This is a genomic window from Bradyrhizobium sp. SZCCHNR1002, from assembly GCF_032381435.1.
GTDB classification, from domain to species: Bacteria; Pseudomonadota; Alphaproteobacteria; order Rhizobiales; family Xanthobacteraceae; genus Bradyrhizobium; species Bradyrhizobium aeschynomenes.
Window position 1 is genome coordinate 523,997 of record NZ_JAUHIS010000003.1, and the last position, 17,163, is coordinate 541,159.

Consider the following 17,163-nt stretch of genomic DNA (forward strand, 5'->3'; position numbering starts at 1 on the left):
GTCAGTCGATCTTCCGCGCTTCCTCGGGCAGCATGATCGGAATGCCGTCGCGGATCGGATAAGCGAGCTTCGCCGACCGCGAGACCAGCTCCTGCTTCGCCGAATCATACTCCAGCGGCCCCTTGGTCATCGGGCACACCAGGATTTCGAGCAGCTTGGGATCGACCGAATTGGCGGGGCGTTCGAGCGGGGCGTTCATGGCAAGGATCTCCGGCGGGCGTCTCTCTAGCACATCAGCGGCGCCGTCGTCACTCAAGGCGCGTGCAGGGCGATCCGGATCAACTCGGCGATCACGGCCTGCTGCTGCGCCGACGGCAACTGACGGTCCGACAGCGCGTTGCCGAGAAAGGCCCAGTACAGCACTTGCGACCGCGCCTGCGCGACGGGTTGGGGCAGGCCGTTGGCGGTGAGGAGGCTCTCGACATAGTTGAGCCGCCGCCTGTCGATCGCCTGCACGGCGTGGCGCGCAATCGGATCGGCGGCGGCCCAGCTGCGCACCGCCCGCTCCAACGTCAGCCTGATCGAGAAGGTGCGACGAAGCAGAACGGCGATGGCCGGTTCATCACCCGCGCTCGCCTCGATGCCGGTGATGATCTGCTCGGCGGCGATCTCGCGCCAATGCTTGAGCAACGCGGCATGAAACGCCGAGACGTCGGCGAAGTGCCAATAGAAGCTGCCGCGCGACACGCCCATGGCCTTGGCCATCGGCTCGGCCTTGAGCGCGGTGAAGCCGCGGCTGGCCAGTACCTTGAGACCCTGGTCCAGCCAGTCCTTCGCCGAGAGCTGCTCGTTCATGTCGCCACCATTTTCGGCACCATACACAAGTGTATTGACGATCGCCAGCGCGGGGCGCATGCTCCATACACAACTGTATGGAGTCGATCATGCGTGACATGCTGCTGCAATGCGCCGGAGCCGGCGCGATCATCGTGGCCGTGATCCACGGCATCCTCGGCGAGACCGTCGTGTTCGCGCGCGCCACCATCTCGCCGGAGCGGCTGCGCATTCTGCTGCGACTGGTCTGGCAGGCCGGCACGGTGGCGTGGATCGGCTGCGGCGGGCTCCTGATCGCGGCGCCCTGGATGGGCTCCGAACCGGCCCGGCATTGGACCGTCGCCACGGCTGTCGTGGTGTTCGGCTTTGCAGCAGGCGCGAATGCGCTGGCAACGCGTGCACGCCATGTCGGCTGGGTCATGCTCGCCGGCGTCGTCGTTCTCGCCGCCGCAGGCTATTGAGGCGCGCCTCATCTCTGCTGCAGGCCTGCTGCGCGACGGCAATCATTTCGCCGCGTTTTGTCCACGGACAGCGATGCGCGGCGACGATATGGCAAGCAGGGAAAGTTCGTAACCAAACGATGCCGCTCGGCCTCCGGCGGCCCGGTGCTCGCCACTGCCGCGACACATTCGCAAAGAATGGTTCCAACTTAGAAGGAGTCTCTTTGCAGACCTGGCGGCGGGCCGATTAGCTGTTCGTCGTCGCGAACGGGTACCGCGCCATCGATGCGGCCGCGGGCCAGTTCTCCGATTTGCTTGTCTTGATACGAGAGGACTGATCGATGTTGGTCGACGTGGTGCGGAAGTTGATCGTTGTGGGCGGAAGCGTCGGGATGCTGCTGCTGTCGACGGAGGCGCAGGCTGGCGGGCCGAACGAGATCTGCCTGACCTATGCGAACGGGCAGTTCGAGCCGAACGAGCCGACGGTGCCGGCCGATGCGCCGCTCACCATTCGCGTCAAGAACATGGACGCCAAGGCGATGGAGTTCGAGAGCGAGACGCTCAAGATCGAGAAGGTGGTCGCCGCCAACAGCGAGGCGGTGCTCAACGTCCGCGCGGTGAAGTCGGGACGCTACGAGTTCCACAACGACTTCAACGAAAAGGCGCGCGGCTTCATCAACGTTCAATAGGACGGTCGTGCCATGCTCGCCGCACTGATCATCGTCTTTCGTGAAGTCTTCGAGGCCGGCCTGATCGTCGGCATCGTGCTCGCGGTCACCAACGGTGTGTCGCATCGGCTGCGCTGGATCGGTGGCGGCCTGCTTGCGGGGCTCGCCGGCGCCTGCGTCGTTGCGGCGTTCGCGGGCGCGTTGACGCAATTGTTCGAGGGCATGGGGCAGGAGATCTTCAACGCGGCCATCCTCGCAACCGCCGTGATCATGCTGACCTGGCACAATGTCTGGATGGCCCGGCACGGCCGTGAATTGGCGAGCGAGCTGCGGAGCATGGGGCGGGCTGTATCCGACGGCTCCAAACCGCTGATCGCGCTGGCGATCGTGATTGCGATCGCAGTGCTGCGCGAGGGCAGCGAGGTCGCGCTGTTCCTCTACGGTGTTGCCGCCTCGGGCGACGGCTCGGCTGGTGCATTGCTGGGCGGAGGACTCCTCGGCCTGCTGCTCGGCATCACCGTCGGCCTTGCGACCTATTTCGGGCTGATGCGGATTCCACCGCGCGCCCTGTTCAAGACCACGACCGTGCTGATCACGCTGCTGTCGGCCGGGATGGCCGCCCAGGCCGTGGTCTTCCTCGCGCGCGCCAATTGGCTGACGTCGCTCGATCGCGTGGTCTGGGATTCGAGTGCGCTCCTGCCGGAGCGCGGCGTCGCCGGCCGCACGCTCAAGGCATTGATCGGGTACACCGACCAGCCCACGGCGATGCAGCTGATGGTCTATGTCGGTGTGATCCTGGCCACCATTGGCCTCATGCGCCTCACGGCGATGCCGCAGGCGCCGCGCATCGCTGCGGCCGAATGATCACTGGAGCGGCGGGTCGCCCGAGGTCCGCTTCTTGGCGAGGTCCATCTCGGTGACGGCGACCAGGATCTCGGCCCGGGTCTTCAGATCCGGAGCCTCGAGCATCGCCTGCTTTTCCGCCGGACCGTAAGGCGACATCATCGCCAGTGCATTGACGAGCGCCTCGTTCGGTGCCGCTTCGATGCCCGCCCAGTCCACTTTCAGATTGTTGGCCTTGAGGAAATCGGTGAGCACCGCGAGCAGCGCCTCGCGGTCGACGGCGCTCTCGCCCTTGCGGGCGGTGAAATCGTCCAGGAACGGGAAGTAGTCGACCTTGCACTGACGATAGGGCGTCAGCACCGTCATCTCCTCGACCACCTTGAAGCGCGATACGCCGGTGAGCTCGAGGATATAGCGCCCGTCGCCGGACTCGGCGAGCTGGGTGATTCGGCCGACGCAGCCGACCTTGAACAGGACCGGCCGTTCCTCGTTCGCCGAATGCGTAACGTCGGGCTGGATCATGCCGATCAGCCGATGACCGTCGCGAAACGCGTCATCGACCATCGCGAGGTAGCGCGGCTCGAAGATGTTGAGCGGCATTTGGCCGCGCGGCAGCAGCAGCGCACCGGCCAGCGGGAACACCGGAATGATCTCCGGCAGCTCGGCGGGACCGCGATATTCGGCATTGATCGGCATGCGATACCTCGTGTCCGCTAAACCCGTGTCCGCTCGAAGTGCCCGCCCGGCTGCGATTAGGAGAACAGGATCGTCGACAACCGCTTGCGGCCGTCGACGGTCGCCTCGTCAGCGCCGCCCCAGGCTTCGAAGAACTGCACGAGCTGCTTGCGCGCGCCGTCTTCGTTCCATTTGCGGTCGCGCTTCACGATCTCGAGCAGGTGGGCGGTGGCTTCCGTCCGCTTGCCCGCGGCGTTGAGCGCGATGGCCAGATCGAAACGCGCCTGATGGTCGGCTGGATTGGCGGCGACCTTCTGTTCGAGCTCGCCGATGGGCCCGAGCGACTGGGCCTGCTCGGCGAGGTCGATCGCGGCCTGCACCGCCGAGACGGCCGAATCGTTGCGCTTGGCCTCGGGAACCTGGGCCAGCGTCTCCTTGGCCTGCTCGATCGCGCCGGTTTCGAGGTAGCATTTGGCGAGGCCGGCGAGGGCCGGGATGTTGGCGGCGTCGAACGACAGCACCTCGGCGTAGATCTGGGCGGCGCCCGCCGCGTCGCCTTCGGCCATCACCGCCTCGGCCTCCTTGAGGATCTCCGCGATGTCCGGCTCACCGATGCCGGGTACGCCCTTGGTGATCTTCTCGATGAAGGCGTTGATCTGGCTTTCGGGAACCGCGCCCATGAAGCCGTCGGCTGGACGGCCGCCGACGAAGGCGATCACGGCCGGGATCGACTGGATGCCCATCTGGCCGGGAATCGCGGGATGCTCGTCGATGTTCATCTTGACCAGCTTGACCTTGCCATTGGCGGCCTTGACGGCTTTTTCCAGGATCGGGGTCAGCTGCTTGCACGGGCCGCACCAGGGCGCCCAGAAGTCGATGAGGACAGGCTGACGCTTCGATTCCTCGATCACGTCCTTCACGAAGCTCTGGGTCGTGGTGTCCTTGATCAGATCCGGCACCTGCGGCGCCGCTCCGCTGCCCTGCTCAACAATGGTCACGGGGTCCTCGTCCGAAAAAGCTGGGGTGGACAGCGAGCCGGGAACCAGCCGCCGCCGCGCCTCAATACACGGTTTCCGTCACTTTAAGTGGCGGTCGCCGGTGAAATTTCAATCCATTCATGCAAGGGCCCGTCAATCGGCCGCCTCGGGCCGTTTCGAGGCGTCCGACACCCAAATTTGAAGGCCGCCGGCGTACGAAACCTGTCGCAGACCTGTTGCATTCGTCCGCGGCATTTGGCATAGGTCTGCCCGTCGCTGGCGGCCACGCCGCCCAGTCGTCACGGATGCGGGTGTAGCTCAGTGGTAGAGCACGACCTTGCCAAGGTCGGGGTCGAGGGTTCGAACCCCTTCGCCCGCTCCAAAAGCCTCGCTCCGTCGCTGCCCCCTTCAGCGGCTTTTTCCCGAACGCTCGGTTATTGGATCGGCTAGGATTTTTCCCAGGCCGCGAGGACGTCGGTGAACACCCGGTCCCCGCTCGGACCTTTGCCGATGGCGAGGATCCCCCGGCGCTGGCTCGCATAGACGACCGGAATGTCGAACCATTCGCGGCTCGCGAGGAGCTGCTGGTTGCGCGTGCGGTCGGCTTCGACGTTGGAAAAGCCGACCAGGAACGAACCTTCCGTGATCTTGACGGCGAGCCCCGCGATCGGCGTACCGCGGGCCTTCTCCTCCGTCTTCATCAGGATACCCGGTACGTTGCTGATGCCGCCACCGACGAAATCGGCGGCGGGCCGGAATGTGAGCTCGGCGACGTGGCTGGCCGGCAAGGCCGGATCGTCGTTGCGGCGCAGTTGCAGGCTGACCTTCAGCTTGCGGTCGGGAATGTCGATCTCGGCACGGATCACCGGCACGGGCCGGCCCGATTGCGGGCTCTTGATCGTCTCGGTCCGCCACGTCACGGAGCCGGAATACCGCCTGCCCTGGGGATCGGAAGGATCTTCGTCATACAGCACGGCCAGGCCGGGCGTCCGCGCGTCCTGCGCCGCGGATGAGGCCACCGGGTTCGCAGGTGGAGGGGCGGACTGGCTGACGATCGGGCCGCCAGCCTGCGCAGGCTTCGGTGCCGAGGGGGTCAGCGGAGCACCGCCGTCGACCAGCGTGAACATCACGAGAGGCTGCTGCGCCCCGTTGGTCGTACGCTCGACCGCGGCGTTGGTCTGGTTGAAAACCTCGATCAGGCGCCGGCCGGGCTGCTGCAGCGATTCGGCGAGTGCGGCGGCGAAGGCGCCGTGACCGTCCCCGCCACGCTGTCCGATCGTTCCGGCCTGCGCGGCAAAGGACATCACGGTGCGCGCGGGCACGCCGACCGGAACGAGGCCGGCGGCGAGACCGGCGATGCCGCGCGCCGCGAAGGGATTTGAGCGGAAGGCGTCGAGGATGACCACGTTCTGGCGGCGCGCCGATCCATTCAGCTCGCGCAGGATTCCGTTCAGATCACGCAGTTCCGTATCGAGCTCGGCGGCGTTCGTCGGCGCCGCGTCGACCGGCACGAGATAGTTGGTGCCGTTGAGATTGAGCCCGTACCCGGCATAGTAGATCAGCGCGAGGTCGGCGTCGGCGATCCGGCCCTTGAACTCGGCAAGCGCGCGATCGAAGCCCTTCTTGTCGAGGTCGATCTGCGCGGCGCCGCCGCTCAAGGCGAAGCCAAGCTGGGCGAGCCGATCGGCGACGAGCCGTGCATCGGCGGCCGGCTCGTCCAGCAGCGGCGCACGCTCATGGATGGAGTTGCCGATCACCAGCGCCACGCGCTTGTCGGCCGCAGCGGGGCCTGCCGTGGTCAGCATCGACATGGTAACCATGATGACCACGAGAATGGCGGCTGACCATCGTCGCCCGACCCGGCGGATCCCCCGACGCATGCCCATGATCTCCCGTCACCCGATCTGCGTGTTCGTGGGCGAGTTTTACCTCAATTCGAACAAAACCGGAACAAGAAACATGGCGAAAGGGAGAAAATACCGTCGGTTTTAGACCACCACCGGCGTGCGGACGCGACCGGCATCGCCGAACACGCGCAGGTAGCGCGCGATCTCGGCCGGGTCGCCGGTCGCCTTTTCCGGATTGTCGGACAGCTTCACGGCGGGACGGCCGTCGACCGAGGTCACCTTGCAGACCAGCGAGATCGGATCGAGATCCACCGAGCCGTCCGGCGTACAGCCGACGAAATCGTTGGTCAGGTTGGTGCCCCAGCCGAACGACAGCCGCACCTGGTCGGAGAAGCGGTGGTGGATCTGCTCGATCGATTCGACGTCCATCGCATCGGAGAACACCAGCAGCTTCTGCCGGGGATCACGCCCCTTCGACTTCCACCAGGCGATGATCTCCTCGCCGGCCTGGATCGGCGGCGCGCTGTCCGGGCGGAAGCCGGTCCAGTCCGCCACCCAGTCCGGCGCATCGCGCAGGAAGGCCTTGGTGCCGAATGCGTCGGGCAGCGCGATCAGGAGGTTGCCGGCATAGGTCTGCCGCCACTGGTCGAGAATGCGGTAGGGCGCGAAGCGCAGCTCGTCATCATCCTTGGCAAGCGCGGCCGCGACCATCGGCAGCTCATGCGCATTGGTGCCGATCGCTTCGAGATCATTGTCCATCGCCAGCAGCACGTTCGAGGTGCCGGTGAAGGAGGAGCCGAGACCTTCCTTGACCGCCTCGACGCACCAGCGCTGCCACAGGAAGCCGTGACGTCGCCTTGTGCCGAAATCCGATAGCCGCAGCCCCTCCAGCTTGCGCAGCCGCTCGACCTTGGCCCACAGCTTGGCCTTGGCGCGGGCGAACAGCACATCGAGCGCGAACCGGCCCTGGCCTTTCATCGCCTGCCGCGAGCGCAGCTCGTTGACGATGGCGAGCGCCGGGATTTCCCACATCGTGGTGTGCGTCCACGGCCCATGGAAGTGCAACTCGTACTGGCCATCGGACTTGCGCAGCTCGTATTCGGGCAGGCGGAAATTGGCGAGCCAGTCCATGAAGTCCGGCGAGAACATGTGGGTCTTGCCGTAGAACGTATTGCCGGCGAGCCAGATCAGCTCCTTCTTGGTGAAGCGGATGGTGCGGGCATGGTCGAGCTGCGCCCGCAGCTCGCCCTCGTCGATGACGTCGCCGAGCCGCACCCGCCGGGTCCGGTTGATGACCGAGAAGGTCACGTTCCGATTCGGGTAGAATTCCCGAATCATTTGCAGCATCAACAGCTTGTAGAAATCGGTATCGAGCAGGCTGCGCACGATCGGATCGAGGCGCCAGCCGTGATTATAGGTTCTGCTCGCGATGTCTGTGACTGTCATGAGATGGTTTTACAGCGCCGCTGGCGAACCCGCCACTGGGCTTTGTCGCAGGTGACCTTTGCGGCCGCTCGCGGTGTCCTCCGACGTCGTGAGCACTACTGGGCCAGCGGCGGCACGCCTGGATCGAAGCCAAGCGCCTGCTCGGCCCATTTGGCAACGCGAAGAACGTGGAGGTCGTTGCGATAGCGGCCGGCGATCTGCACGCCGAGCGGCAGGCCATTCTTGCCGAACCCGGCCGGCAGCGACACCGCCGGCGCGCCGACAAAGGTCCACGGTGCGCAATATTCGGCATCGCCGGTCCAGTCGAGGCCGCGCGGGGCTTCGCCGAAGGCGGGCAAAGTCAACACGGCGTCGAAGCCGTCGAGCTCTGCCGCGAGGGCCTTCTGCCGCTCGGCCTGTGCCGCCTTTGCCGTGAGATACTCCATCGCGGTCTTGGTCCGCCCGCTCTCGACGTGCCCCTTCATGACGTCGCTGACCCGGTCCGGGTAGCGCGCGATCAGATCGGAGAAGATCGTGGTCGCCTCGCTCAGCATGATCGTGGTGATCGCATCCCAATGCACGGCGTCGAGCATCGGAAGCTCGATCTCCTCGATCACGGCGCCAGCGCCGCGCAGCTTCGCGACGACGGACTCGAACACGGCCTTCTGCTCAGGCTCGGCGCGCTCCCATTTGGCGAAGCGCACGATCGCGAGCCGCGGTCCGGCGAGCGGCGCAAGTCCGTGCGCACTGTCTACGCTGAAGCCCGGCAGGGGGCGGCCGTGCACATCATCGGAGCTGGTCCCCGCCAGCAGCGCGAGCGCGAACGCGACGTCGTCGACGCGGCGTGCGAAGAAGCCGACATGATCGAGCGAGGGGCTGAGCGGATGCACGCCGACGCGCGGGATCGCGCCGAAGCTCGGCTTGAAGCCGACGACGCCGTTGAAGGCGGCCGGCCGGATCACCGAGCCGAGCGTCTGCGTGCCCAGCGCGAGCGGGACCAGCCCGGCGGCGACCGCTGCGGCCGAGCCGGACGACGAGCCGCCCGGCGTGTGCGCGGGGTTCCAGGGATTGACGGTGGGTCCGGGATGGCGCCAGGCGAATTCGGTCGACACCGTCTTGCCGAAGATCGTCGCGCCGAGCGCGCGCAGCCGCTCCACCACCCAGGCATCCGCCGCCGGCACGTGATCGCGATAGATCGGCGAGCCGTTGGTGGTCGGCATGTCCGCGGTCGCGATGATGTCCTTGATGGCGACGGGAATTCCGCCCAGCGGCCCGGTCCTCGGTGCGACGTCGTGCGGCAGATATTCGAAGGCCTTGAGCTCCGGCTCGATCGCCTGCGCCCTGTTCAGGCATTCTTGACCATGGCTCGCCGCGGCCGCCGGGTCAGCCGCGAATCGTCGCAGCAAATCGAGAACGCCTGCGCCGGCCTTCGGTAGGGCGGCATCGAACGGCTCAGTCATTGGCATCCTGCTCGGCATGAGTCCTGAAGGCACTGAATACGCACAGCGCCATGTCGCTCGCTCACCCTAGCGACTGCGGATCGGTGAGCCAATCGTGCGCAGTCGATGAGTGCGCATGAATACAGCGCATGGCAACCGCCGCCGCTCCGGCAACGACCGGTGCGCTGCAAACGCGCGCACATCGATCGTGCATGTCGGCACGCGAGACATGCAAGCCGCGATCAAGCAAGCTTGGCAGCAATGCGCTTCTCACTCGCTCAGGATGTGCTACCATTTTCACGCCTGACCTTGGATCTGGTCGGCCAAAGAACGTCTCCAAACACGTTCCGATAAGTAGACGCGGCCAAACGAGCTGCCTCATGGGAGTGAAGCGATGACATCGGCTTTTCACCGAAGCGTTCTTGCGCTTGCAACGATCAGTCTTCTCGCCGGCACCAGCATTGCCGGCGCGCAGCAGAAATCCGACGCGGGTAAGCCGCTCAAGAAATACGAATCCGGCACCAAGGAATTCTGGACACATCCACCGGACGACTGGTTCCTCGGGGACGAGACCGAGGCGCAGAAGGGCTTGGCGCCGCCGTCAGGACCGCCGACCGGCGCATCGGATGCCGAGCTTGCCGACCTCGTCAAGAAGGTGAAGCTCCCGCCGGGCTTCAAGATGGAGGTCTGGGCGTCCGGCGTGCTCGCCGCGCGGCAGATGGCCTGGGGCGACAAGGGCACGCTGTTCGTCGGCTCGTTCGGTCTCGGCAACGTCTATGCGATCAGCGACAAGGGCGGCAAGCGCGAGGTCAAGACGGTCCTCAAGGGCCTGAACATGCCGACCGGCCTCGCCTTCCAGGACGGCAATCTTTACGTGATCGCAGTCGACAAGCTGATCAAGTACGAGAACGCCGAGGCCAATGTCGATAATCTCGGCCAGGGCAAGGTCGTCTATGACGACATGCCGTCCTACGCCGCGCATGGCTGGAAATACATCGCGGTCGACAAGGAGGGCTGGTTCTATCTGCCGTTCGGCCCGCCCTTCAACATCGGCATTCCGCCGACGTCCGTGTCGCAGATCCGCCGCGTCGATCCGCGGACCGGCAATGCGGAGATCTGGGCGCTCGGCGTGCGCAACAGCGTCGGCGGCGATGTCGATCCGCGCACGGGCAAATACTGGTTCACGGAAAATGCGCGCGACTGGGTCAGCGACGATCTGCCGAGCGACAAGCTCAACATGATCTCGCGGATCGGCGAGCATTTCGGCTATCCCTATTGTCACCAGGGTGACATGCCGGATCCGAAGTTCGCGATGGGCCACAAATGCTCGGAGTTCACGCCGCCGGTGCTGAACCTCGGGGCGCACGTGGCGCCGCTCGGCATGAAGTTCTACACCGGCGACCAGTTCCCCGCCGAGTACAAGAACAACATCCTGATCGCCGAGCACGGCTCCTGGAACCGCCACAAGTACCAGGGCGCACGGATCATGCGGGTGATCGTCGGTCCGGACGGCAAGGATGCCAAGCAGGAGGTGTTCGCCTCCGGTTTCCTCGAGGGCGACCAGGGCTATCTCGGCCGTCCCAACGATATCGTGCTTGCCAAGGACGGCTCGATCCTGGTGGCGGACGACTGGGCCGGTGCGATCTATCGCATCAGCTACGAGAAGAAGTGAGCCTTTGACAATAAGCGGGGCTGCGCGCTGCCATCCTGGCGGCCGCAGCCCCAACTATTTTGGCTGTCGCGCGTTGATGACAGGCGTGGCGCCGCGAGCAGGACTGCTCGCGTGACAACAATGATGGGAGCTCGAACCCCCGCGATGAATCCAGGGAAACGTAGAATGCGCCGGGCGATGGCGGCCGCGTCGATGGTCGTTGTTCTGGGGCTGCCGGCCCATGCGGCCGATGTTGCCGCGGGCAAGGCGAAGGCCGAGCTCTGCGTCGGCTGCCACGGCGAGAACGGCATCTCGCAGACCGAGAACATTCCTTCGCTCGCCGGCCAGCAGGATCAGTTCATCCAGTGGCAGCTGGTGTTCTTCCGCGCCGGCACGCGCAAGAACGAGGCGATGAAGCCGATCGTCGAGCAGCTCACGAACGAGGATATCCGCAATCTCGGCGCCTATTTCGCCTCGCTGCAGCCGGCAAAGTCGCCGCCGGACGATGATCCCGATCTGTCGAAGAAGGGCGCCGAGGCCGCCGCCGGCCGCCGCTGCGCCTCATGTCATCTCGACAGCTACGCCGGCACCAAGGGTGTCGCGCGGCTCGCGGGCCAGCGCGAGGAATATCTCGTCAAGGCCCTGCACGACTACAAGAGCGGCCAGCGCGTCGGCGGCAGCCAGGCCGCGATGACGGATGTGGCGTATCCGCTCTCGGCGGAGGAGATCACCGCGCTCGCGCATTATCTCGCGCATTTGTAGCTCGATCTCGGCCAAGCAAAAAGCGTCGTCCCGGCGAACGCCGGGACCCACGCTGCAGCGGTCGTGATCGGCAGGATGCCTATGACCAGCCCGCCTCAAATCGCTCCCTGGGGGTATGGGTTCCGGCTCAAGGCCGGGACGACAGCGGTGGGCGTGGCGGCATCGTGGTTCACCGATACACTTTACGCGCTTGTCGCGCGTGGGAGTAACTACTTTCCCCGCTGCGCCTCGTACACCTTCAGCTGCGTATAAGAAATCCGGAGCCGCGGCACCGGCACCTTTGCAGCGTCGGCACGTGCTACCAGATCGCCGATGACGTGATCGGCTTCGACCGGCAGGCCGGCGCGGAGGTCACGGAACATCGAGGCGGTCATCGGCGAGCCCTCGGCGGTGATCATGCCGGAGACGCGCTGGAAGAAGGCACCGGCTGGAGGATATCCGGCCGCCGCTGCCACCGCGCTGCATTCGTCGAGCATGCCGAGCAGGAAGTCCTTGCCGCCGGGTGCGGTCAGGATCACGCCGACCGGCGCGCGCATCAGGGTGGTGGACGCAGCGAGCGAAGCGAGGAACACCCACTTCTCCCACATGTCCTGCATGATGTGGTCGCTGGCCGAGGCATTGAAATTGCCGCGCTGGAAGATCTCGAAGATGGCGCGGACGCGATCGGACGAACCGCCGTCGCGCTCGCCGAAGCTCAGCGACTGCATCGGCTGCAGCTGCACCACCTCGCGGCTGTCGTTCAACGTCGCGGCGATGGCGCACAGACCGCCGAGCACCCTCGCGCGTCCAAATTTGGCATCGAGCACGTCGAGATGCTTCATGCCGTTGAGCAGCGGAATGATCGCAGTGTTCGGACCGACGGCCGGCGCGAACGACGCAATCGCGTCGTCGAGATCGAACGCCTTGCAGCTCAGCAGCACGACATCGAAATGCTGTTTCAGATTGTTTGCCTGGACGGTCGGCGGATTGGGCAGGGTGACGTCGCCGGCCGGGCTGCGGATGATCAGGCCGGCACTGGCCAGCTCGGATGCGCGCCGGGGGCGGACCAGGAAGGTGACATCAGCGCCGGACTGCAGCAGCCGGCCGCCAAAATAGCCGCCGATCGCGCCGGCGCCGACGACGAGAATTCGCATGGTGGATCCCTCTGTGAGCGGGCCGCATCATGCAGAAGCGAATGGCGAATGGCGAGTCGCGAATGGGGATGGGCTCCATTCGCTATTCGCTACTCCCTATTCGCCCCTTACCATTTTTCGCCGAACGGCCGGATCTCCATCTCGAAGGTCCAGGCGCTCTTCGGCTGCTGGTAGAGCTGCCAATACGCACCGGCGACGGAGGCGGGCGGCATCAGGAGGTCGGGGTTGTCGAGGGCCTCCTTGCCCCACAACTGCGCGCGCCGCTCCCGCACCCAGGCGGTGTCGACGCCGGAATCGATGATGAGGTGGGCGACATGGATGTTCTGCGGCATCAGCTCGCGCGCCATCGACTGCGCCACCGCGCGCAGGCCGAACTTGGCGGAGGCGAACGCCGCAAAGCCCGCGCCGCCGCGCAGCGACGCGGTCGCGCCAGTGAAGAAGATCTTGCCGCCGCCCCGCGGCAGCATCAGCCTGGCCGCCTCGCGGCCGGTGACGAAGCCCGCCCAGCACGCCATCTCCCAGACCTTGCGGAACACCCGGTCGGTGGTCTCCAGGATCGGGAAGTTGACGTTGGCCCCGACGTTGAAGATCACGACCTCGAGCGGCGCATGCCTGTCGGCATCGTTGAGGAAGGCGGTGGTCTCCTCCTCCTTCCGCGCATCGAGCGAGCGTGCGACGATGCGGCCGCCGCCGGCTTCGACCTCGGCCACCAAGGAAGCCAGCTTCTCGCCGTTGCGCCGGCCGGCGAACACGGTGAAGCCTTCGGAGGCGAACTTCTTGACGATCTCGGCGCCGATATAATCGCCGGCGCCGATCACCGCGACGGTGGCGTTGCGCTGTTGCATGCTGGGGTCTCCGTTCTCACCACGTCGTCATTGCGAGCGCAGCGAAGCCATCCAGAATCGTGAGCGTCGCCCTGGGTTGCTTCGCCGCGCTCGCATTGACGGAGTTACCTGCCGAGGATGAATTCTTCGACGTCGCGCAGCTGCTCCTTGCCGAAGAACATCTCGTTGCCGACGAAGAAGGTCGGCGAGCCGAACGCGCCGCGCTCGACGGCGCGCTGCGTGTTCTCGACCAGCTTCGCCTTCACCTCCGGCTCCTGGGCGCGGGCGAACAGCCTGGCGCCGTCGAGCCCGGACGATGTGATGGCAGCGATCGCGATCTCGGGATCGTCCATCTTCTTCGGCTCGCGCCACATGTGGTGGAACGCCGCGTCGACATATGGCTCGAACACGCCCTCGAGCTGGGCGGCGATCGCGGCGCGCATCAGGTTCAGCGTGTTGACCGGGAAGTTCGGGTTCCAGACCCAGGGCTGCACATGGTAGCGCTTGAGGAAGCGCTGGGTCTCGATCTCGTGAAACTCGCGCTTGTTCTTGATGCCGGCGAGCGACTCGGCCGGCGACCTGTTGTTGGTCGCCTTGAAGATGCCGCCGAGCAGCACCGGCACATAGTAGAACTGGACGCCGATGCGCTTGACGATGGCCGGGATCGCCTCATGGCTCAGAAAGGCGTTCGGACTGCCGAAGTCGAACAGGAACTCTGGCGCGGGTCGGCTCATGGGCGGTCTCCTCGAAGCTTTTTCACATTGTGGTCCAGCGCGGCGGCGGCGTCCAGGATTTTATGATGACCGTCATATTGCAGCCGGCGGCATGCAACCGCCGGCGCCTCAGATCATCCGCTCCACCGTCCGCTTACGCCAGACCAGCAGATAATAGCTCATCTGCAGCAGCATCATGGTTGCGAACGTGATGGGATAGGCGAGCCAGACCCCGTCGAGGCCGATGCTGCGGCTGAGCCACGTCGCGACCGGCACCTCGATGGCGATGATGGAGAAGGCCGAGATCGCCAGCGGCACCCACACCGTGCCGCCCGCGCGCATCGCCGCGGAGAACGTGGTCGACAGGCCGAACAGCACCGAGCTCCACAAGACGATATGGAGCGAGCGCTGCGCCACCTCGATCACGGCGGGGTCGGTGATGAACAACCCCATCAGGCTGCGCGAGAACAGGTAGCCGAGCGCGACCAGGCCACCGGTCAGCACCACGTTCATCTCGATCCCGGTGCGCACGATGCGGCCGATCTGCGCCGCGTTGCCGCGGCCGATCGCCTGGGCGCCGAAGATCGAGACCGAGATCGCGATCGACAGCGCCGGAAACTGCACGTAGCCGAGCACCTGGTTGACGGCGCCATAGGCCGCCGTGGCGTCCGAGCCGAAGCCGTTGACGAGCCCGATCAGCACCATCTCCGCCAGCGACATCACGATCATGCCGATGGCTGCGGGAATGCCGAGCCGCAGCACGATGCGCAGCAGCGTCGGATCGGGCCGCATCCCCCTGAGGAACGCCGCGTCGATCGCGAGCGGATGCTGGCGCCGGCGCAGATGGAGATGGAGCAGAGTGAGCGTCAGCAGCGTCGAGATCGCCGAGGCCCAGGCCGCACTGGCGACGCCGAGTTGCGGCGCGCCGAACCAGCCGCGGATGAACACCGGCGTCAGCACCAGCCCGAGCAGGGTCGAGGCGGCCAGCGCGGCGAGCGGGGTCACGGTATCGCCGACCGCGCGCAGCTGCGACGACAGCATGATGTAGGCAAATGTCAGCGGCATCGTGATCATCATGATGCGGGCGTAGCTCGCGGCGGCATCGAGGATGTTGGCGGGCGTTGCGAGCGCGGTCAGCAGCTCGCGGCTGTAGAGGCCGCCGAGCGCGATCAGGCCGGCGAGCAGCAGCGTGACGGTCAACGTCGTGCCGGCAATCGCCTTCACCTTCAGGATCTCCTTGGCGCCCCAGGCCTGGCCGATCAAGACGCTGGCGCCGGAGCCGAGACCCATGACGAAGGCGACGAAGAAGAACATCGCCGGGAAGAACACCGACACCGCGGCGAGCGCGTCGACGCCGATCATCTGGCCGAGATAGACGTTGTTGATGGTGCCGAACAGCGATTGCAGGATGTTGCTCAGCATCATCGGCGCGAGAAACGTCAGGAACGGCTTGCGGAGAGGCGCGGGAGTTGACACGGCATGGGTCCGTCGGCCGACCTCGCGATCGAGGTGCAGCCGCGTTGAAGGAATTGAAGCGGGAGCGGGCCGCGGATGGCCGCTCTCGCTGGCGCTCTTGGTCAGCGGCACTCAGTCCGCGCGGTGGCGATGGGCGAGCGCCACGACATGGTCGCGGATGTCGGTCGGCCAGTCCGCGATCAGGGCGGCGAGGCGGCCGAGATCCTCGGCGAACAGCGCCCGCGACGCCTCCTCGAACCCCGGCAGGTCGCTGCCGATCGCCGACATCACATGATAGGCGGCATCGCGGGCCTCGCGGGCACGATCCTTGTCGCCGCTGGCGCGGCGGGCCTCGTGCACCAGCTTGCGCAGCGCCACCGAGGCGCCGCCCGGCTGGGCGCTCAGCCATTCCCAGTGCTGCGGCAGCAGCGTGACCTCGCGGGCGACGACGCCGAGCTTCGGCCGGCCGCGACCGCGCGGCTCGCTCGGCGGCTCGTCGGCGGCGGCCCGCGTGTCCGCGGGGAGGCGCGCCAGGATCTCCCGGTCGCTGCCGCGCAGATCGAGGTCGATCGGACGTCCGGTGCGGTCGCTGAGGATCGTCACCGCCGCGGTCGTCGCAGGGCCGTGCTTCAGTGCCAGCGCGACCTTGGGGAGCGGCCCGGCCGCAATGCGGGTGTGGCCGGCAAAGGCGGTGTAGGTATCCATGTTCGTCAATCCCTTCGGAAGAGCTCAATTAAACCCGGATAAAAATATTTGTCAATATTACCCGGGTAAATAGACGGACATTCTGGGACGCATGCCACGCCTCGCCGAAGCCGTTCCGTCCTGCTACGGAACACCGCCTGCCACTCGATCTCTCCCTGGGGCCTCTATGCTGACCGTTCACCATCTCAACAATTCCCGCTCGCAACGTGTGCTCTGGCTGCTCGAGGAACTCGGCGTGCCCTATGAGATCATCCGCTACGAGCGCCAGCCTGACATGCGCGCGCCAAAGGAGCTGCGCGCGATTCATCCGCTCGGCAAGTCGCCCGTGATCACGGACAACGGCAACACGGTCGCGGAATCCGGCGCTATCGTCGAATACCTGATCGAGACCTACGGCAATGGGCGGCTGATCCCGCCGCCGAAGACGCCGGAGCGGCTGCGCTATTCATACTGGCTGCACTATGCCGAGGGCTCGGCGATGCCGCTGCTGCTGCTCAAGCTGCTGTTCAACATCATGCCCAAGCGGGCCCCCGCCCTGCTGCGTCCGCTGGTGCGCAAGGTCTCCAACCAGGCGCTGACGACGCTGGTCAATCCGCAGCTCAAGCAGCATATGGCGTTCTGGGAGAGCGAGCTGCGGACCAGCGACTGGTTCGCCGGCAACGACTTCACCGCCGCCGACATCCAGATGAGCTTTCCGCTGCAGGCGGCCGCGGCGCGCGGCGGGCTGGAGCAGGGCCATCCGCGCGCGATGGACTGGCTGGCCCGTATCGAGGCGCGGCCGGCTTACAAGATCGCGCTGGAAAAAGGCGGGCCCTACGAAGTGGGTCGCTGA

At 66.0% G+C, this 17,163-nt stretch carries 18 protein-coding genes and 1 tRNA gene; 7 read left to right on the forward strand and 12 right to left on the reverse strand.

Annotated elements, in window-relative coordinates; translation table 11 throughout:
* Nucleotide 1 precedes the first annotated feature (1 nt).
* Nucleotides 2-199, reverse strand: coding sequence for a Trm112 family protein (locus QX108_RS18675; protein WP_172112991.1), 198 nt, complete (start codon nt 197-199; stop codon nt 2-4).
* Between the two features lie 53 nt (nt 200-252).
* Nucleotides 253-795 (reverse strand): TetR/AcrR family transcriptional regulator, encoded by a 543-nt coding sequence (locus tag QX108_RS18680; protein ID WP_315781176.1) that lies wholly within the window; start codon nt 793-795, stop codon nt 253-255.
* A gap of 89 nt (nt 796-884) precedes the next feature.
* On the opposite strand from QX108_RS18680, the gene QX108_RS18685 reads away from it, so the two are divergent.
* From QX108_RS18685 to QX108_RS18695, 3 genes are all read left to right on the forward strand, one after another.
* A complete protein-coding gene (locus QX108_RS18685; RefSeq protein WP_315781178.1) occupies nt 885-1,235 on the forward strand; it encodes a hypothetical protein in 351 nt (116 codons plus the stop codon).
* 320 nt (nt 1,236-1,555) lie between these two features.
* Nucleotides 1,556-1,903 (forward strand): cupredoxin domain-containing protein, encoded by a 348-nt coding sequence (locus QX108_RS18690; protein WP_246739276.1) that lies wholly within the window; start codon nt 1,556-1,558, stop codon nt 1,901-1,903.
* A 12-nt stretch (nt 1,904-1,915) separates the two neighbouring features.
* On the forward strand, nt 1,916-2,746 hold the full coding sequence (locus QX108_RS18695) for an FTR1 family protein (protein ID WP_315781181.1): 831 nt from the start codon (nt 1,916-1,918) through the stop codon (nt 2,744-2,746).
* Here QX108_RS18695 and QX108_RS18700 read toward each other — a convergent pair whose 3' ends face one another.
* Together QX108_RS18700 and trxA are read right to left on the reverse strand one after the other, a co-directional pair.
* Nucleotides 2,747-3,421 (reverse strand): LON peptidase substrate-binding domain-containing protein, encoded by a 675-nt coding sequence (locus QX108_RS18700; RefSeq protein WP_172112986.1) that lies wholly within the window; start codon nt 3,419-3,421, stop codon nt 2,747-2,749. It abuts the gene before it with no gap.
* A 56-nt stretch (nt 3,422-3,477) separates the two neighbouring features.
* Nucleotides 3,478-4,398, reverse strand: coding sequence for a thioredoxin (gene trxA, locus QX108_RS18705; RefSeq protein ID WP_315781183.1), 921 nt, complete (start codon nt 4,396-4,398; stop codon nt 3,478-3,480).
* Nucleotides 4,399-4,684: 286 nt separating this feature from the next.
* Here trxA and QX108_RS18710 point away from each other — a divergent pair.
* Nucleotides 4,685-4,759: transfer RNA gene (locus tag QX108_RS18710), tRNA-Gly, on the forward strand.
* A gap of 64 nt (nt 4,760-4,823) precedes the next feature.
* Here the strand turns inward: QX108_RS18710 and QX108_RS18715 are convergent.
* From QX108_RS18715 to QX108_RS18725, 3 genes are all read right to left on the reverse strand, one after another.
* Complete coding sequence (locus QX108_RS18715; protein WP_315781185.1) at nt 4,824-6,197, reverse strand: caspase domain-containing protein; 1,374 nt, start codon at nt 6,195-6,197, stop codon at nt 4,824-4,826.
* 168 nt (nt 6,198-6,365) lie between these two features.
* Nucleotides 6,366-7,670: a nicotinate phosphoribosyltransferase gene (gene pncB, locus QX108_RS18720; RefSeq protein WP_315781187.1), complete on the reverse strand. Its 1,305-nt coding sequence runs from the start codon at nt 7,668-7,670 to the stop codon at nt 6,366-6,368.
* A gap of 95 nt (nt 7,671-7,765) precedes the next feature.
* Nucleotides 7,766-9,109 carry an amidase gene (locus QX108_RS18725; RefSeq protein WP_315781189.1) on the reverse strand — a complete coding sequence of 448 codons (1,344 nt, stop codon included), beginning with the start codon at nt 9,107-9,109 and terminating at the stop codon, nt 7,766-7,768.
* A gap of 373 nt (nt 9,110-9,482) precedes the next feature.
* Here QX108_RS18725 and QX108_RS18730 point away from each other — a divergent pair, with 373 nt between their 5' ends.
* Together QX108_RS18730 and QX108_RS18735 are read left to right on the forward strand one after the other, a co-directional pair.
* The gene (locus QX108_RS18730; protein ID WP_315723486.1) at nt 9,483-10,760 is read left to right on the forward strand and encodes a PQQ-dependent sugar dehydrogenase; all 1,278 of its coding nucleotides are present in this window, start codon (nt 9,483-9,485) and stop codon (nt 10,758-10,760) included.
* Nucleotides 10,761-10,925: 165 nt separating this feature from the next.
* Nucleotides 10,926-11,501, forward strand: a complete 576-nt coding sequence (locus QX108_RS18735; RefSeq protein ID WP_315723488.1) for a c-type cytochrome — start codon at nt 10,926-10,928, stop codon at nt 11,499-11,501.
* 209 nt (nt 11,502-11,710) lie between these two features.
* Here QX108_RS18735 and panE read toward each other — a convergent pair whose 3' ends face one another.
* The 5 genes from panE to QX108_RS18760 all read right to left on the reverse strand — a co-directional run bounded on the left by panE (nt 11,711) and on the right by QX108_RS18760 (nt 16,331).
* Nucleotides 11,711-12,634 (reverse strand): 2-dehydropantoate 2-reductase, encoded by a 924-nt coding sequence (panE, locus tag QX108_RS18740; RefSeq protein ID WP_315781192.1) that lies wholly within the window; start codon nt 12,632-12,634, stop codon nt 11,711-11,713.
* A 107-nt stretch (nt 12,635-12,741) separates the two neighbouring features.
* On the reverse strand, nt 12,742-13,479 hold the full coding sequence (locus tag QX108_RS18745; RefSeq protein ID WP_315781194.1) for an SDR family NAD(P)-dependent oxidoreductase: 738 nt from the start codon (nt 13,477-13,479) through the stop codon (nt 12,742-12,744).
* Nucleotides 13,480-13,583: 104 nt separating this feature from the next.
* Entirely contained in the window at nt 13,584-14,192 is a 609-nt protein-coding gene (locus tag QX108_RS18750; protein WP_315781196.1) for a 2-hydroxychromene-2-carboxylate isomerase, read from the reverse strand.
* A gap of 108 nt (nt 14,193-14,300) precedes the next feature.
* On the reverse strand, nt 14,301-15,647 hold the full coding sequence (locus QX108_RS18755; protein ID WP_315781198.1) for an MATE family efflux transporter: 1,347 nt from the start codon (nt 15,645-15,647) through the stop codon (nt 14,301-14,303).
* Nucleotides 15,648-15,758: 111 nt separating this feature from the next.
* Nucleotides 15,759-16,331 (reverse strand): DUF2239 family protein, encoded by a 573-nt coding sequence (locus QX108_RS18760; RefSeq protein WP_315723499.1) that lies wholly within the window; start codon nt 16,329-16,331, stop codon nt 15,759-15,761.
* Between the two features lie 166 nt (nt 16,332-16,497).
* Between QX108_RS18760 and QX108_RS18765 the strand changes: the two genes are divergently transcribed.
* Nucleotides 16,498-17,163, forward strand: coding sequence for a glutathione S-transferase (locus QX108_RS18765; protein ID WP_315723501.1), 666 nt, complete (start codon nt 16,498-16,500; stop codon nt 17,161-17,163).

What these genes read in the sequence shown, in the direction of transcription:
- pncB (WP_315781187.1), bottom strand. Translation starts at nt 7,670, where the DNA reads ATGACAGTCACAGACATCGCGAGCAGAACCTATAATCACGGCTGGCGC.
- QX108_RS18735 (WP_315723488.1), top strand. Translation starts at nt 10,926, where the DNA reads ATGCGCCGGGCGATGGCGGCCGCGTCGATGGTCGTTGTTCTGGGGCTG.
- QX108_RS18675 (WP_172112991.1), bottom strand. Translation starts at nt 199, where the DNA reads ATGAACGCCCCGCTCGAACGCCCCGCCAATTCGGTCGATCCCAAGCTG.
- QX108_RS18700 (WP_172112986.1), bottom strand. Translation starts at nt 3,421, where the DNA reads ATGCCGATCAATGCCGAATATCGCGGTCCCGCCGAGCTGCCGGAGATC.
- QX108_RS18685 (WP_315781178.1), top strand. Translation starts at nt 885, where the DNA reads ATGCGTGACATGCTGCTGCAATGCGCCGGAGCCGGCGCGATCATCGTG.
- QX108_RS18725 (WP_315781189.1), bottom strand. Translation starts at nt 9,109, where the DNA reads ATGACTGAGCCGTTCGATGCCGCCCTACCGAAGGCCGGCGCAGGCGTT.
- QX108_RS18695 (WP_315781181.1), top strand. Translation starts at nt 1,916, where the DNA reads ATGCTCGCCGCACTGATCATCGTCTTTCGTGAAGTCTTCGAGGCCGGC.
- QX108_RS18730 (WP_315723486.1), top strand. Translation starts at nt 9,483, where the DNA reads ATGACATCGGCTTTTCACCGAAGCGTTCTTGCGCTTGCAACGATCAGT.
- QX108_RS18750 (WP_315781196.1), bottom strand. Translation starts at nt 14,192, where the DNA reads ATGAGCCGACCCGCGCCAGAGTTCCTGTTCGACTTCGGCAGTCCGAAC.
- QX108_RS18745 (WP_315781194.1), bottom strand. Translation starts at nt 13,479, where the DNA reads ATGCAACAGCGCAACGCCACCGTCGCGGTGATCGGCGCCGGCGATTAT.
- QX108_RS18715 (WP_315781185.1), bottom strand. Translation starts at nt 6,197, where the DNA reads ATGGTTACCATGTCGATGCTGACCACGGCAGGCCCCGCTGCGGCCGAC.
- panE (WP_315781192.1), bottom strand. Translation starts at nt 12,634, where the DNA reads ATGCGAATTCTCGTCGTCGGCGCCGGCGCGATCGGCGGCTATTTTGGC.
- QX108_RS18680 (WP_315781176.1), bottom strand. Translation starts at nt 795, where the DNA reads ATGAACGAGCAGCTCTCGGCGAAGGACTGGCTGGACCAGGGTCTCAAG.
- QX108_RS18765 (WP_315723501.1), top strand. Translation starts at nt 16,498, where the DNA reads ATGCTGACCGTTCACCATCTCAACAATTCCCGCTCGCAACGTGTGCTC.
- QX108_RS18760 (WP_315723499.1), bottom strand. Translation starts at nt 16,331, where the DNA reads ATGGATACCTACACCGCCTTTGCCGGCCACACCCGCATTGCGGCCGGG.
- QX108_RS18690 (WP_246739276.1), top strand. Translation starts at nt 1,556, where the DNA reads ATGTTGGTCGACGTGGTGCGGAAGTTGATCGTTGTGGGCGGAAGCGTC.